Raw genomic sequence first — 15,908 nt, forward strand, 5'->3', positions numbered from 1 at the left:
GCAAGCCGGCTCCAACAAGGTTGTCTGCGCCCTTAAGAGACTCTCCCCATGAACGAATTCCTCAACCTGCACGGCTACGGCCCGATGCTGGCCCAAGGCGCCTGGATGACCCTCAAACTGTCATTCCTCGCCTTGGCCCTCAGCCTTGCCCTGGGCCTGATTGCCGCCGGCGCCAAGCTTTCCAGCGCCAAATGGCTGCGCGTGCCGGCCACGCTCTACACCACCTTGATTCGCAGCGTGCCGGACCTGGTGCTGATCCTGCTGATCTTCTACAGCCTGCAACTGTGGCTCAACGACCTGAGCGAAGTGTTCGGCTGGGATTACTTTGAAATCGACCCGTTTACCGCGGGCGTCGTCACCCTGGGTTTTATCTACGGCGCGTATTTCACCGAGAACTTCCGGGGCGCGATCCTCAGCGTGCCAGTCGGCCAGTTGGAAGCCGCGACCGCCTACGGCCTGAGCCGCTGGCAGCGCTTTCACCTGGTGCTGTTCCCGCAACTGATGCGCTTTGCCCTGCCGGGCCTGGGCAATAACTGGCTGGTGCTGCTCAAGTCCACAGCGCTGGTGTCGATCATCGGCCTGTCGGACCTGGTCAAGGCCGCGCAGAACGCCGGCAAGACGACCAACGAGCCGCTGTATTTCCTGATCCTCGCGGGCCTGGTGTACCTGGTGATCACCACCCTCTCCAACCGCATCTTCAAGCGCCTCGAACGGCGCTACAACCTCGGCATCAAGGGGATGGCGCGATGATCGAACTGTTCCAGCAATACGGCCTGGCCTATCTGTTCAGCGATGGCACAGGATTGTCCGGCGTAGCGATGACGTTGTGGTTGTTCATCATCTCTGTCGTGTTCGGTTTTTTCCTATCGATACCGTTGGCACTCGCGCGGGTTTCCGAGCACGTCTGGCTGCGCTGGCCGGTGGAGGTCTACACCTACCTGTTTCGCGGCACGCCGTTATATATCCAGTTGCTGATTTGCTACACCGGGCTGTACAGCCTGGAAGTGGTGCAGGACAACGCCCTGCTCAACCAGTTTTTCCGCAACGCGCTGAACTGCACGCTGCTGGCCTTTGTGCTCAACACCTGCGCCTACACCGTGGAAATCTTCGCCGGAGCGATCCGCAATATTCCCCATGGTGAAATCGAAGCGGCCCGCGCGTATGGCCTGCACGGCTGGCGTCTCAACCTGTTCGTGGTGGTGCCCGCCGCACTGCGCCGCGCATTGCCGGCCTACAGCAACGAAATGATCCTGATGCTGCACGCCACCTCCCTGGCGTTTACCGCCACCGTGGCTGACATCCTCAAGGTGGCCCGCGACGCCAATGCCGAAACGTTCCTGACGTTCCAGGCATTCGGCATCGCTGCCCTGCTCTACATGCTGCTGTCCTTTGCACTGGTGGGCCTGTTCCGACTGGCCGAACGTCGCTGGATGCGTTTTCTTGTTCCTACCCGAGGCTAACCCATGAATCAGTCCGCGCAGGCCCTGGCCGCTTATCCCGTTGATGAACCCGTTGTCAAACCCGCCACCGCCGCCATCAAGCTGCAAGTCGAGGGCATCCACAAACGCTACGGCGAACATGAAGTGCTCAAGGGTGTTTCCCTGAATGCACGCCATGGCGACGTGATCAGCCTGATCGGCGCCAGCGGGTCCGGCAAAAGCACAATGCTGCGCTGCATCAATTTCCTCGAACAGCCGGACGCCGGGGTGATCACCCTGGACGGCATCAGCATCGAAATGCGCCAGGGCCGCGCCGGCACCCGTGCGCCGCATCAAGATCAGTTGCAGAACCTGCGCACGCGACTGGCCATGGTGTTCCAGCACTTCAACCTGTGGAGCCACATGACCGTGCTGGAAAACATCACCATGGCCCCGCGCCGGGTGTTGGGCGTCAGCGCCGCCGAGGCGGAAAAACGCGCACGGATGTATTTGGACAAGGTCGGCCTGCCGGGCCGCGTGGCGGATCAATACCCGGCGTTCCTCTCCGGCGGCCAACAACAGCGCGTGGCGATTGCACGGGCGTTGGCGATGGAGCCGGAGATCATCCTGTTCGATGAACCGACTTCCGCACTCGACCCAGAACTTGTAGGAGAAGTCCTCAAAGTCATACAGACGTTGGCCGAGGAAGGTCGTACCATGCTGATGGTCACCCACGAAATGGGCTTTGCCCGCCAGGTGTCCAGCCAAGTGCTGTTCTTGCACCAGGGCCGGGTCGAGGAACACGGCGACGCCAGGATCCTCGACCACCCCAACAGCGAACGCTTGCAGCAATTTCTTTCCAACCGTTTGAAGTGAAACCCATGGATACCAAGGCCAACGGACCCCATTCCTCCCCCGCGCTGGACCGCATCGATGAAGCCATCATCGAAGTCCTACGCCACCAGGGGCGTATCACCTACGAAAAGCTCTCGTCGCTGGTGCACCTCACGCCCAGGCCCTGCCTGGAACGGGTGCGCAAGCTGGAGCGGCGCGGCGTGATCCGTGGGTATGGGGCGATCATTGATGTGCAGATGGTGTCGCCAGGGTTGTCGTTGCTGGTGCTGGTGGCCTTGTCGAACCAGAGCGGGCGCTCGGCGCAGAAGGCTTTCGAAGCCTGTGTGAAGGCTTGCCCGCAGGTGTTCGAATGCCAGTTGATCAGCGGCCCGTTTGACTACAGCCTGCGCATGCGCTGCCGGGACATGGAGCATTACCGGGTGCTGACCGAGACCTGGTTGAACAATGACGAGTTGCACATTGATAAGTTGGTGGCGCATCCGGAGTTGGCGGTGGTCAAGAACACCGCCACCGAACTGGCCTGAACACACCTCTCCATCTAATGACTGTCTTGCTCGCGAAGAATCCAAGAACACCGCGTTAATCCAGAATGAACGCGTTATCGTTGGCGATCTTCGCGAGCAAGCTCGCTCCTACAGATTTTCTTGCCAGGCTTGATCCCAATCATCTTCGCCTGCCCATCCTTCTGCTTCCCCGTCCGCGCCTCACTGATCAACCCCGGTATCAACTTGCCCTCCGGCAGGTTCTTCCAGAACCGGCTGGGTAAGTGCCCTTCCATCACCTTGGGGTTCAACCGCGCCGGATTGAAGATGTGGCTGTAGTAGGTCAGCCACATTGCACTGTGGGGGTCTTCGACATTCTGCGCCAATTGCCGCCATGCCTCGGGACACTCGCGCTGATGGATCAACTGCTCACCGTCGTAATACACCCCGTCCAACGGCGTGGCGATCATCCAGCGATGCCGCCCCATGCGCCCGATGAAATGCTGGCTGGCCGATTTCAGGATGTCGTGGGCAGGCTCATGCCAGGCCACGTACTCGGGCAATTGCGGCCCGGCCTCGGCGGGTAACGCGATAAACCGCACAAACGCATGCAGGTGGTGCGCCTCACGACTGACCTGCTTGATCCGCCGCTGCAACTCACTGCCCAGCTTGTCCCCCGCCAGCATTGCCGTGCGGTCACCATGACTGACACGCCACAACACTTCGTACAACAAGCTCCAGCGCTGCTCGCCGTGGTAACAGGCGGCCGACTCCAGCAACTCCAACAGGGCCTTGGGTACCCGTGTCTGGTAAGGCCCAGGCGCTTCGGGAATCGACTGGTCGGTGGCAAACAGGTCCGCCACCTCCGCCTCGCCCCAGCTTACCTGGCTGGGGTCTACCTGATGGCTGAGCAACCAGCGCGCCTGGTCGCGCCAGGTGCTGAACAGGTTGTCGCATTCCAGGCTGATCATCCCCACAACCCCATCTGCTGCGGTTGCGGGCGGTCGCGCAATTGTTCGCGCAGCAGCACGCTGGTGCTGTCGGCCTGTTGCGGGTGGTAGTCACTGGTGATGAAAAACGGCTTGGCCTTGGCCAGTACGCAGCGCATGCGCGCCAGGTCTTCGAAGCGGATCTTGCGTTCACGGCGCAGGTCCACCAGGCGCTGGGTGGTGCGCAGGCCGATGCCTGGGATACGAGCGATCAAGGTCGGCTCGGCGCGGTTCAAGTCCAGGGGGAACACCTCACGGTTTTCCAGGGCCCAGGCCAACTTGGGGTCGATATCCAGCGCCAGGTGGCCGGGACCTTTGAACAGTTCATTGGCGTTGAACCCATAGCTGCGCAGCAGGAAATCGGCCTGGTACAAGCGATGCTCACGCATTAACGGAGGCGCGGCCAGGGGCACGCTTTTCGGGCTATTGGGGATGGGGCTGAACGCCGAGTAATACACGCGGCGCAGCTTGAAGTTGCCGTACAGCGCCTCGGCACCGTGGAGGATGGTGCTGTCATCGGTGTCATCCGCGCCGACGATCAGTTGCGTGCTCTGCCCGGCCGGGGCAAAACGCGGCGCGCGCGGCTCGTTGCGGACCGTCTGCTCGCCGGTGTAGATGGTCTGCATGGCCTGCTTGATCGACACGATCTTTTTTTCCGGCGCCAGGGTCTGCAGGCTGGCCTCGGTCGGCAATTCGATGTTCACGCTCAGGCGATCGGCATACTTTCCGGCTTCGGCGATCAGCGCCGGGTCGGCATCGGGAATGGTCTTGAGATGGATATAGCCGCGAAAGTCATGCTCTTCGCGCAGCAATTTGGCGACCCGCACCAACTGCTCCATGGTGTAGTCGGACGAACGGATGATGCCGGAACTGAGAAACAGCCCGCTGACGCAATTTCGTCGGTAGAAATCCAGGGTCAGGGTGACCACCTCCTCCGGGCTGAAACGCGCGCGGGGCACGTCGCTGGAGCGGCGGTTGACGCAGTACTGGCAGTCGTAAAGACAGAAGTTGGTGAGCAACACCTTGAGCAACGACACACATCGCCCGTCCGGCGTGTAGCTGTGGCAGATGCCCATGCCATCGGTAGACCCCAGCCCCGCCTTGCCTTCGGAGCTGCGCTTGGGTGCGCCACTGCTGGCGCAGGACGCATCGTACTTGGCGGCGTCGGCGAGAATGCTGAGTTTTTCGATCAACTGCATGAAGGGTTACCGATACTGGTTTTTTGTACAGTACCAATAGCCACTCCTTGCCACAAGTGCCGTCTGTAGGAACGAGCTTGCTCGCGAAGGTCGTCAACGATAACGCAGCCATTCAGAATGAACGCGTCGTCTGGACGTGTTTCGCGAGCAAGCTCGCTCCTACAGAGGGGGTGAGTATCAGCTAGCAGTTGCCAGGAGCAGGTCCTGCACCGAACGCCCTTTGCCGCGCCCACGGTCCAGCGCATACAACGACGCCGCAATCTCATCCGCGCGAATCGGCAGCACCGACAGCAGGGTATCGCTCAAGCCGTGGCTGGCCTGGCTGAACCCTTGGATGTAGATACCGGCGTTGCAACGCTCGTCAGTGACGATGCGGTAGTCGCGCGCCACGTCGAAGTCGCCCAGGTAGGCTTCCAGCGGCGCCAGCAGCGCGCGGTGTGTCTGGCGCTCGTAGCCAGTGGCCAGGATCACCGCGTCGTAATGGTTGACGCTGGTGTCGCCGTTGGCGTTGTTGCGCAGCACCAATTCAATGCCCAGCGGGCCTGGGGTGGCCTTCTCGACCACGGTCATGGTGCGGAACGCCTGGCGGGCGATGCCGGAGACTTTCTGGCGGTAGAAGATGCCGTAGATACGCTCGATCAGGTCCAGGTCCACCACCGAATAGTTGGTGTTCTGGTACTCGGCGACCAAACGCTCACGCTCGGCGCCCTCTTGCTGGAACACCAGGTCGGTGAAGGCCGGCGAGAACACTTCGTTGACGAACGGGCTGTCATCCGCCGGCTTGAGCGCCGAACCACGCAGAATCATGTCGACCTGCACCGACGGGAAGCTGTCGTTCAGGTCGATGAAGGCTTCCGCCGCGCTCTGGCCACCGCCGATGATGGCGATGCGCATGGCCTTGCCCTCGACACACGGCTGGCTGGCCATGCGCTCCAGGTACTGGGAATGATGGAACACCCGGCTGTCGCCCTTGAGCGCCTTGAACGCTTCAGGAATGCGCGGCGTGCCGCCGGCGCTGACCACCACCGAACGGGTGGTGCGCACATGTTGCTCACCGAGCGCATCGCGGGAAATCACGCGCAGCGCTTCAACCTGCTGCTGGTGCAGGATCGGCTCGATGGCCAGCACTTCCTCGCCATAGCGCGCCTGGGCCTGGAACTGCCCGGCGACCCAGCGCAGGTAGTCGTTGTACTCCATGCGGCACGGGTAGAAGGTGCCCAGGTTGATGAAGTCGACCAGACGATCATGGGCTTTCAGGTAGTTGACGAAGGAATACGGGCTGGTGGGGTTGCGCAGGGTCACCAGGTCCTTGAGGAATGAAATCTGCAGCTCGCTCTGGGTCACCAGGGTATTGCCGTGCCAGCGGTAGTCGGCCTGTTTGTCGAGAAACAGCACGTCCAGTTTGCCCTGGGCCTTTTCGCGCTCCTGCAGGGCGATGGCCAGCGCCAGGTTCGAAGGGCCGAAACCGATACCGATCAGGTCGTGAACCGCGGGCGAAGCAATTGCCTGTGTCATTCCAGTGTCCTCTGGATAAGCCCCTTGGCGGTGGGGCGGGAATACCTTCAAGACCTGAACAACAGGTCGTGTGTTGATAGGAAACGAGGACAGTGAAATAAAATTTAACTGATCATTGATCAGTGCGCTTCCCACTCGCGCATCCGCACCCGGCAGTGCTTCATGGCGTTGACGATGTGTTTCTCCACCAAGGCGCGAGAAATGCACAGGCGTTCGGCGATTTGCAGGTGGGTCAGGCCTTCGAGCTTGCGCAGCAGGAAGCTGTCGCGACAGGCCTGTGGCAGCTCGGCCAGGGCGCGTTCGAGCAGTTCCAGGCGTTGGCCGTGGTCGTGGTTAGTGTGCGGCGAACTGCTGGCGAAGCGTTCTTCGGCATCCAGCACATCCAGGGGTTCGACCTGGCGCAAGGCATTGCGCCGATGGCCGTCGATCACCAGGTTGAGCGCCGTGCGGTACAAAAAGGCACGGGGTTGTTCGATGGGCGTGTCGCTGGAACGCTCCAGCACCCGGACATAAGCGTCATGCACCACATCCTCGGCCACCTGACGGTTGCCTAGCTTGGCGTTGAGGAAACACACCAGCTCGCGATAGTAGTTTTCCAACATGACTCCCGACCGCCGGGTGGCGGCATTAGGTCCTTGGGTGCAAATAAAGACAGCATTCAGGTGATGGCAGTTTGAGTGCGTGCAATTTATAGTAATTCTCATCTACTTTTAAAGCAGACTTGCATCAACGGACGATTTTTTTCTTCAAGGGAGCTGTAACTGCTTATGTAACCGCCTAAATCCCCGCGCAATTCTCTCGTTTACTTGTCAGCTCCCCGCAACTGCGGTCCGAACTTTCCTGGCTGGAACCAAAGCATGAAACGCCCTCGACCTGCCCGACGCGCCTTGCTTGTTATCGCGTGCCTGATCCCCATTTTCGCCATCGCGGCCTGGCAAGTGCTGCCGCCGGGGCGTGACACCCTCACCACCGTCACCGTCACCCGTGGCAGTATCGAAAACAGCGTGACCGCCCTCGGCACCCTGCAGCCGCGCCGTTATGTGGACGTGGGGGCCCAGGCCTCCGGACAGATCCGCAAGATCCACGTCGAGGCCGGCGACCAGGTCCAGGAAGGCCAGTTACTGGTGGAGATCGACCCCTCCACGCAAAAAGCCAAGCTGGACGCCAGCCGCTACGCCATCGAAAACCTCAAGGCCCAGTTGCAGGAACAAAAGGCCCAGCACGAACTGGCACGCCAGAAGTACCAGCGCCAGCAACGCCTGGCCGCCGGCAACGCCACCCGTGAAGAAGACGTGCAAACCGCCAAGGCCGAACTGAGCGCCACCCAGGCGCGGGTCGACATGTTCCAGGCGCAGATCCAGCAAGCCCAGGCCAGCTTGCGCAGTGACGAAGCTGAATTGGGCTACACGCGCATCTACGCGCCCATGACCGGCACCGTGGTCGCGGTGGACGCGCGGGTCGGCCAGACCCTAAACGCCCAGCAGCAGACGCCGCTGATCCTGCGCATCGCCAAATTGTCACCGATGACCGTGTGGGCTGAGGTCTCGGAAGCCGATATCGGCCACGTCAAACCGGGCATGACCGCGTATTTCACCACGTTGAGCGGCGGCAACCGGCGCTGGACCAGCACCGTGCGGCAGATCCTGCCGATTCCGCCCAAGCCATTGAATGAAACCCAAGGCAGCGGCAGCCCCAACAGCACCAGCAAAAGTGGCAGCGGCCGCGTGGTGCTGTACACCGTGCTGCTGGACGTGGACAACAGCGACAACGCGTTGATGGCCGAAATGACCACTCAGGTATTTTTCGTCGCCAGCCAGGTCAAGGACGCCCTCACCGCGCCGGTCGCCGCGTTATCGGGCACGGCGAACCCCAACGAGCAGATCGCCCAGGTCGTGGGCAAGAATGGTCGAATCGAGCAGCGCCAGGTGCAGGTGGGCATCAGCGACCGCCTGCGCGTCCAGGTGCTCGACGGTTTGAGCGAAGGCGATCACCTGCTGATCGGCCCGGCCGACGGCAACGGGGGTTGAGTTGACCACGCCCCTGATCGAACTCAAGAACATCCGCAAGTCCTACGGCGGCGGCGACAGCCCGCAGGTCGACGTGTTGCGCGGCATCGACCTGTCGATCCATGCCGGGGAATTTGTCGCCATCGTCGGTGCCTCGGGCTCCGGCAAGTCAACGTTGATGAATATCCTTGGCTGTCTCGACCGTCCAAGCACAGGCGACTACCTGTTCGCCGGGGAAAACGTCGCCCATCTGGACAGCGACGAACTCGCCTGGCTACGCCGCGAAGCCTTTGGCTTCGTGTTCCAGGGCTACCACCTGATCCCGTCGGGCTCGGCCCAGGAAAACGTCGAGATGCCGGCGATCTACGCCGGTATCAGCGCCGCCGAACGCCATGCCCGCGCCAACGCCCTGCTCACGCGGTTGGGCCTGGCCGAGCGCACCGGCAATCGTCCGCACCAGCTTTCCGGCGGCCAGCAACAGCGGGTGTCCATTGCCCGTGCGTTGATGAACGGTGGGCATATCATCCTCGCTGACGAACCCACTGGCGCCCTCGACAGCCACAGTGGCGCCGAGGTCATGACCCTGCTCGATGAACTTGCCAGCCAGGGCCACGTGGTGATCCTGATCACCCACGACCGCGAAGTGGCGGCGCGGGCCAATCGCATCATCGAGATTCGCGATGGCTTGATCATCAGCGACTCGGCCGACGGCAGCGACGTTGCGCCAGTATTAGCGAACGGCGCCTTGCAAGCCGTGGACCTGCGCCAACGCCTGGCCGACGGTGCCGAACACAATGGCGCGTGGAAAGCCGAGCTGGTGGACGCGGTGCAAGCCGCCTGGCGGGTGATGTGGATCAATCGCTTCCGCACCGCGCTGACCCTGTTGGGGATCATCATCGGCGTGGCGTCGGTGGTGGTGATGCTGGCCGTGGGGGAAGGCAGCAAGCGGCAAGTCATGGCGCAGATGGGCGCATTCGGCTCCAACATCATCTACCTCAGCGGCACGTCGCCCAACCCGCGTACACCGCTGGGCATCGTCACCCTCAATGACGTCCACGCGCTGGCGGCCCTGCCCCAGGTGAAACACATCATGCCGGTCAACGGCAGCGAAGTCGGGGTGCGTTACGGCAACGTGGACTACATGGCCTACGTGGGCGGCAATGACACCAACTTCCCGGAGATTTTCAACTGGCCGGTGGTCGAGGGCAGTTACTTCACGGCCGCCGACGAGCGTGCCGCCGCCACCGTGGCGGTGATCGGTCATCGCGTGCGCGAGAAGCTGTTCAAGGGCGAGGTCAACCCACTCGGCCAGTACATCCTGATTGAAAACGTGCCGTTCCAGGTGATCGGAGTGCTGGCGGAAAAAGGCGCCGCCTCCGGCAACAAGGACAGTGACGACCGTGTCGCCATCCCTTACACCGCCGCCAGTGTGCGCCTGTTTGGCAGCTACAACCCTGAGTATGTGGTGATCGCGGCGGCGGATGCGCGCAAGGTCCACGAAGCCGAAGTGGCCATCGACCAGTTGATGAAAAAGCTGCACAACGGCAAGCGTGACTATGAGCTGACCAACAACGCGGCGATGATCCAGGCCGAGGCCCGTACGCAGAACACGCTGTCATTGATGCTCGGTTCCATTGCGGCGATATCTTTGCTGGTGGGCGGGATCGGCGTGATGAATATCATGCTGATGACCGTACGCGAGCGCACCCGTGAAATCGGCATCCGCATGGCCACCGGCGCACGCCAACGCGACATCCTGCGCCAGTTCCTCACCGAGGCGGTGATGCTCTCGGTGGTCGGCGGCTTGTGCGGCATCGCCCTGGCGTTGTTGGTTGGCGGCGTGTTGGTGCTGGCCAAGGTGGCGGTGCAGTTCTCCCTTTTGGCGGTGTTTGGCGCCTTTGGTTGCGCACTCGTCACCGGTGTCGTATTCGGCTTCATGCCGGCCCGTAAAGCTGCCCGGCTCGATCCGGTTAAGGCGTTGACCAGTGAATAAACAGTCCTTTTACCTTCCTGCCTTGTGCGTGTTACTCAGCGCCTGCACCGGCAACCCGCCCGCGCTCGACAGCGGGATTGCAGCGCCTGCCGCCTGGCAATTTGCCGAACGCGACGCCGCCCAGATCATCAACCAGCAATGGTGGACGCAGTTCGGTAGCCCACAACTGAACCGGCTGGTCGAACAGGCCCGGCGAGACAGTTTCGACGTGGCCGCCGCCACCGCGCGCGTGCGCCAGGCCCAAGCCAGCGCAGTGATCGCCGGTGCGCCGCTGTTGCCGGAAGTGAAGCTCAACCTCACCACCAGCCGCCAGAAGTTGTTACGTGGCCCGGGTGGACCGGACCTTGACGCTTCGCAAAGCGATGACGCCGTCGACAACTTTGGCGCCAACCTCACCGCCAGCTACGAAGTGGACTTCTGGGGTGGCCGCGCCGCCGCCCGCGACAGCGCCCTGCATACCCTGCGCGCCAGCGAGTTTGACCAGGCCACCGTGGAGCTGACCTTGCTCAGCAGCGTAGCCGACCGCTACGCACAAACCCTGGCCGCGCAGCAGCGCCAGCAGATTGCAGAACTGAACCTGGCCAATGCGCGCAGCGTGCTCGACCTGGTGCAGACCCGCTATGACGCCGGCTCCGCCACCGCCCTGGAACTGGCCCAGCAAAAAAGCCTGGTGGCCAGCCAGCAACGTCAATTGCCGCTGATTCAGCAGCTGACCGAAGAGTCGCGGATCACGCTGGCCGCCCTTCTCGGCCAACCCGTCCAAGCCCTGGACCTTGGCAGCGAACCGTTTCAAGCCTTGACCTGGCCTGCCATCGGCGCCGGCATGCCCAGTCAATTGCTCAGCCGCCGTCCCGATATCGCCAAGGCCGAGGCGCAATTGGCGGCAGCACAGGCCGACGTCACCGTGGCCCGCGCGGCCATGCTGCCCGCCATCACCCTCGGCGCGACCCTGGGCTCCGACGCCTACAAGGCCGTGGATATCCTGCGCAGCCCCTACTACACGCTGACCGCTGGGCTGGTGGCGCCGATCTTCAACAACGGTCGTTTAAGTGCTGAACGCGACAAGGCCCGCGCGCGCCAGGATGAACTGCTGCAAACCTATCGCGGTGCGATCATCAACGGCTTTGCCGACGTGGAAAAATCCCTCAGCAGCATCACCCGTCTCGACCAGCAGCGCGAATGGCAAAGCGAAGAACTGCAACAGGCCCAGACCGCCTTCCAGATCGCTGAAAGCCGCTACCAGGCAGGCGCCGAAGACCTGCTCACGGTACTGGAAACCCAGCGCACGCTGTACGCGGCCCAGGACCAGAACGTGCAACTGCGACTGTCGCGCCTGCAGGCCAGTATCGCGTTGTACAAAGCCCTGGGCGGCGGCTGGCAGACGCAGATCCGATAAACAAAACTCCGCTTTCGCACACCAACTGTCTTCTCGCCCTACATTCTTGAGCAAAGGTCCTTGGTAAAAACACCGAACTCACACGGTTGCCCAGGACCTCTTGATGACTGTCGCAAAATACCTGACATGCGCCTGTCTCTGGGTGACTGCAAGCGCTGCCCAAGAACTGATTCCTCCCACCGCCATTGACTGGTTGCTGGATTGCCCCCTGCGCACCGCTGAACGCCTGGACCCCGAAGTGCTGCAACGCACTCAATGCGGCGTCGTGAGCGTGCCGCGCAATTACGCTGTGCCCCGGCAAGGCAACCTGCGCCTCCACCTGACCCGCGTCGGCGCCCGAGACCCGCTGAATCGCGAAGGCGTGGTGTTTGTCCTGGCCAGCGATGCGCCCCAAAGGAACCAGGGCGGCACCTTTGTCATTCACCTGACCAGCCTCTGGGGCTCTTACTCCAACCCAGCGTATCGCACACTGGTCAACCGCTACGACGTCATCGAACTCAGCCCCCGCGACCTCGGCAACGACAATGGAGTCGAACAAGCCGCCCAAGACCTGGAGTTTGTCCGCACTCAACTGGGCGACGCCCAACTGCTCTACCTGGGCAATGCCGATGCGGCCCGCCTGGGCAACCGTTACGCGGCCCTGTTTCCCGAACGGGTGGCGCGCATGGTACTGGTCAATGCAAAGCAACCCGAATCGGCGACACCCAAGGTCGAACAACTGCGCCTGAAAGAAACAGCCCAACAGGACGCCAGCAGCTGCATCAACCGCTGGATGGGCGACTTTCTGGTGTTCGGCAAGCAACCACCGTCGTCCACGCGCTGCCTCGATTCAGGCAACGGGGAATAACCATCCGATTGCGACCTGTTGCCATCGAAAACGACACCCGCCGTTGACGCTGCATCCCGATCGTTATTAAGTGCTATTAATCCGCATTAATACGATAAATCGAACCTATGCTAAGCCGCCCGCTACGACGCAAACGCCAGAAGCTGTCCGATGTAATTGTCGAGTCGGTCAAGCGCTCCATCGTCACCGACGCCTTGAAGCCCGGCGACCGCCTGCCCACCGAACGCGAACTGATGGAAAGCTTCCAGTGCTCCAAAGGTTCGGCCCGCGAAGCGCTCAAGGCACTGGAAGTGGAAGGCCTGGTGAGCACCCGCACCGGGCCCAGCGGCGGCGCCTACCTGAACCAGGCCGGCACCGAACCGGCCAGCCGCGCGTTGCGCAACTACCTGCACTTCCAGCACCTGGACGGCGAACAGGTGTACCAACTGCGCAAAGTCATCGAAGTGGAACTGGCGGTGTCGGTGCTTGGGCGCTTGAGCGAGGACGACTACCAGGCCCTGCAAGACAACGTGGATTTTTGCAGCGCCCCCGAAGACAGCGAGGCCGGCCAGCGTGAACAGCGCCTGGCGGAACTGGAGTTCCATAACCTGCTGGCCAAGGCCTGCCCCAACCCGTTGCTGAGTTTCATGGCGCAGTTCCTAAACGATCTGCTGCGCGACCTGGTGGTGCTGAAAAAAGCCTACAAGCCCAAGCGCAAGCAGTTCGACGCCGCCAACCTGGACTATCACAAGCAGTTACTGATCGCCTTTCGTGCCGGGGATGAAAGCGCGGTGCGCAGCTTGATGCATGAACACATGTGCGATGCCGAACACCACATGACCGCCCTTGAAGGCCAGGTCAGCCCGCATTTTCTACTGGAGTTCGATCACTCTTAAAAAACACCACAGACCCAACGTGGGAGCGGGCTTGCTCGCGAAGGCGGTGAGTCAGCAAAGCATCCGGTGGCTGATACACCGCATTCGCGAGCAAGCCCGCTCCCACAGTTTCTGTCCGCGTTTCACCTCAATAAAAAGGCCTGCCCACAGGCCCTTGCTCCACCGTATCGCCATTGCCACTCCTGCCAATAACTAAACCAGGGAGTCACCCCATGCAGCGTCGTACGTTGTTGAAAGCCAGTCTTACCGCAGCCGCAGCTCTCAGCCTCCCGCTGAGCATTCGGTCTGCATTCGCCGCCGAGCCCTTTACCTTTTACGGCCTCAAGTCCATGTCTGGCGCCTTTGCCAGCTATGGCAAGTTTGCCGACATGGGTTCGCGCCTGGCGGTGGAACAACACCCCGAGCTGCTCGGCCGCCCGCTGAACTACAAGGTGATCGACACCGAAGGCAACGCCGGCAAGGCCGTGCGCAAGGTGCAGGAAGCCATCCAGCAGGACGGTGCGCGGTTCTTCCAGGGCTGCACCCTGTCGTCGTCGGCACTGGCGGTGGCGAAGGAGGTGGACAAGGTCGGCGGTGTGTTCATGACCCCGGTGGGCGCCGATGAAGTCACCGGCAAGGACTGCAACAAGGCAACCTTCCGCTGGTCGGTGCCCACCTACGGCGCGATCCGTGAAACCATGGTGCCGCTGATCAAGCTGCTGCCGGACGCCAAGCGTTGGTACACCATCACCCCGCAATACGTGTTCGGCGAAGCGCTGCTCGAAGGCGCGAAGAATGTGCTCAAGGAAAACGGCCTGGAACACATCGGCAACAGCTACCACTCGTTGCAGGAACAGGAATTTTCCGGCTACCTGACCAACGCCATCGCCGCCAAGCCCGATGTGCTGGTGCTGCTCAACTTCGGCAGCCAGTCGTCCAACACCCTGCGCCAGGCGGTGAACTTCGGTATCAAGGAGCGCATGAAGGTGTTGCTGGTATGGTCCGCCGGCCTCGACCAGTTCCAGGAACTGGGCAGTGATGTGCTGGAAGGTGTGTACCTCGGCGCGCAGTACTGGCACCAGGTCGACACCCCGCTCAACCGTGAACTGGTCAAGCTCACCCAAGCCAAATACGGCATCAACCCTACCTACCCGCTGGCCGCCGATTACATCAGCACCAAGGTCATGCTCGAAGCCATCATTTCTACCGGCAGTTTCGACGGACCGACCGTGGCCAAGGCCCTGCAGGGCCTGAGCTACGAAGGGCCCACCGGCAAGGAATCGATCCGCGCCGGCGACCACCAGGTGATCAAGGATTACTACCTGCTGATCGGCAAAGCCACCGCCGACATGGCCGACAAGGATGACCTGGCCAAGGTACTCAGCGCCGGTCAGTCGTTCCCGCCCGTGGACGCCACAGGCTGCACGCTCGGCTGATCCCCTGAATTTGGTAGCGCAGGGCCGTGCAAGCGGCCTCCTGCAGAGGGTTCCTGCATGCTTAATCTTTATCTGTTCCAGATCCTCAACGGCCTTGGGCTGGGGATGATCTACTTCCTGATCGCGGTCGGGCTGACGATCATTTTCGGCCTGCTCAACTTCGTCAACTTCGCCCACGGCGCGTTCTTCCTGCTGGGTGCCTATATCTGCTACACCGCTGTGAGCCTCACTGGCAACTTCTGGCTGGCGTTGCTGATTGCGCCGCTGGTGGTGGCCGCGCTGGCCTGGGCCATCGAGCGGTTGTTGATCCAACGCATCTATCACTTACCGCACATGTTCCAGATCCTGGTAACCCTGGGGATCGCGCTGATCATCCAGGAGGCCAGCGTGATGATCTGGGGCCCGGTGGGCAAAAGCGTCGCCGTGCCGGAACTGCTGCGCGGCGTGCTGGTGGTGGGTGACTTCGTCTACCCCTACTACCGCCTGTTTCTCATCGTGTTTTCCGGGCTCGTCGGCCTGGGCCTGTGGCTGCTGCTGGAACGCACGCGCTTCGGCGCCCTGGTGCGGGCCGGCAGTGAAAGCACCGAGACCGTGTCGCTGCTGGGCACCAACATCTTCCGGCTGTTCTCCATGACCTTCGCCCTCGGCGTAGCCCTGGCCGGCGTCGCGGGCGTGCTGTTCGCCCCGTTGCGCGGCGCCCAACCCTTTGTCGGCCCGGAGATTCTCGGCGTGGCCTTCGTGGTGGTGGTGATCGGCGGCATGGGCTCGTTCAGCGGTGCGCTGGTCGGCGGTTTGCTGGTGGGCGTGGTGCAAAGCCTGATGACCACACTCTGGCCCCAGGGTGCGAGCCTGATGATCTACGGCGCCATGGCCGTGGTGATTCTGGTCCGTCCCTACGGCCTGTTTGGGAGAGCCTGA

15 protein-coding genes are annotated in these 15,908 nt (G+C 62.0%); 11 read left to right on the forward strand and 4 right to left on the reverse strand.

The genetic code is table 11. The features are described 5' to 3' along the window. Window positions 1–48 precede the first annotated feature (48 nt). Genes U367_RS0111055 through U367_RS0111070 form a run of 4 tightly spaced genes read left to right on the forward strand, consistent with a single transcriptional unit; the run spans window position 49 to window position 2,797 of the window. Window positions 49–750, forward strand: a complete 702-nt coding sequence (locus U367_RS0111055) for an ABC transporter permease (protein ID WP_028616987.1) — start codon at window positions 49–51, stop codon at window positions 748–750. Next, on the forward strand, window positions 747–1,460 hold the full coding sequence (locus U367_RS0111060) for an ABC transporter permease (RefSeq protein ID WP_028616988.1): 714 nt from the start codon (window positions 747–749) through the stop codon (window positions 1,458–1,460). The genes U367_RS0111055 and U367_RS0111060 overlap by 4 nt, the downstream gene beginning before the upstream one ends. A 3-nt stretch (window positions 1,461–1,463) precedes the next feature. After that, window positions 1,464–2,294, forward strand: coding sequence for an ABC transporter ATP-binding protein (locus tag U367_RS0111065; protein WP_028616989.1), 831 nt, complete (start codon window positions 1,464–1,466; stop codon window positions 2,292–2,294). Between the two features lie 5 nt (window positions 2,295–2,299). Further along, window positions 2,300–2,797: an Lrp/AsnC family transcriptional regulator gene (locus tag U367_RS0111070; protein WP_016974875.1), complete on the forward strand. Its 498-nt coding sequence runs from the start codon at window positions 2,300–2,302 to the stop codon at window positions 2,795–2,797. A gap of 74 nt (window positions 2,798–2,871) precedes the next feature. Here the strand turns inward: U367_RS0111070 and U367_RS0111075 are convergent, their stop codons facing one another. The 4 genes from U367_RS0111075 to U367_RS0111090 form a co-directional block, all read right to left on the reverse strand. After that, a complete protein-coding gene (locus U367_RS0111075; protein WP_028616990.1) occupies window positions 2,872–3,726 on the reverse strand; it encodes a TIGR03915 family putative DNA repair protein in 855 nt (284 codons plus the stop codon). Then, window positions 3,723–4,943: a putative DNA modification/repair radical SAM protein gene (locus U367_RS0111080; RefSeq protein WP_016974873.1), complete on the reverse strand. Its 1,221-nt coding sequence runs from the start codon at window positions 4,941–4,943 to the stop codon at window positions 3,723–3,725. Before U367_RS0111080 ends, U367_RS0111075 begins: the two co-directional genes overlap by 4 nt. 177 nt (window positions 4,944–5,120) lie before the next feature. Continuing rightward, window positions 5,121–6,458 (reverse strand): lysine N(6)-hydroxylase/L-ornithine N(5)-oxygenase family protein, encoded by a 1,338-nt coding sequence (locus U367_RS0111085; protein WP_028616991.1) that lies wholly within the window; start codon window positions 6,456–6,458, stop codon window positions 5,121–5,123. A gap of 119 nt (window positions 6,459–6,577) precedes the next feature. Next, window positions 6,578–7,060, reverse strand: coding sequence for a sigma-70 family RNA polymerase sigma factor (locus tag U367_RS0111090; protein ID WP_028616992.1), 483 nt, complete (start codon window positions 7,058–7,060; stop codon window positions 6,578–6,580). 255 nt (window positions 7,061–7,315) lie between these two features. Between U367_RS0111090 and U367_RS0111095 the strand changes: the two genes are divergently transcribed. From U367_RS0111095 to U367_RS0111125, 7 genes are all read left to right on the forward strand, one after another. Next, entirely contained in the window at window positions 7,316–8,485 is a 1,170-nt protein-coding gene (locus U367_RS0111095) for an efflux RND transporter periplasmic adaptor subunit (RefSeq protein ID WP_028616993.1), read from the forward strand. Window position 8,486: 1 nt separating this feature from the next. After that, on the forward strand, window positions 8,487–10,457 hold the full coding sequence (locus U367_RS0111100) for a MacB family efflux pump subunit (RefSeq protein WP_028616994.1): 1,971 nt from the start codon (window positions 8,487–8,489) through the stop codon (window positions 10,455–10,457). Beyond that, window positions 10,450–11,853: an efflux transporter outer membrane subunit gene (locus U367_RS0111105; RefSeq protein ID WP_028616995.1), complete on the forward strand. Its 1,404-nt coding sequence runs from the start codon at window positions 10,450–10,452 to the stop codon at window positions 11,851–11,853. Before U367_RS0111100 ends, U367_RS0111105 begins: the two co-directional genes overlap by 8 nt. A gap of 103 nt (window positions 11,854–11,956) precedes the next feature. Beyond that, window positions 11,957–12,700 (forward strand): alpha/beta fold hydrolase, encoded by a 744-nt coding sequence (locus U367_RS0111110; RefSeq protein WP_028616996.1) that lies wholly within the window; start codon window positions 11,957–11,959, stop codon window positions 12,698–12,700. Window positions 12,701–12,807: 107 nt separating this feature from the next. Then, window positions 12,808–13,575, forward strand: coding sequence for a FadR/GntR family transcriptional regulator (locus tag U367_RS0111115; protein ID WP_015884774.1), 768 nt, complete (start codon window positions 12,808–12,810; stop codon window positions 13,573–13,575). A gap of 212 nt (window positions 13,576–13,787) precedes the next feature. Then, the gene (locus U367_RS0111120; RefSeq protein WP_028616997.1) at window positions 13,788–14,990 is read left to right on the forward strand and encodes an ABC transporter substrate-binding protein; all 1,203 of its coding nucleotides are present in this window, start codon (window positions 13,788–13,790) and stop codon (window positions 14,988–14,990) included. A gap of 57 nt (window positions 14,991–15,047) precedes the next feature. Further along, window positions 15,048–15,908 (forward strand): branched-chain amino acid ABC transporter permease, encoded by an 861-nt coding sequence (locus U367_RS0111125; protein WP_016974865.1) that lies wholly within the window; start codon window positions 15,048–15,050, stop codon window positions 15,906–15,908.

This window comes from Pseudomonas canadensis (assembly GCF_000503215.1).
GTDB classification, from domain to species: Bacteria; Pseudomonadota; Gammaproteobacteria; order Pseudomonadales; family Pseudomonadaceae; genus Aquipseudomonas; species Aquipseudomonas canadensis.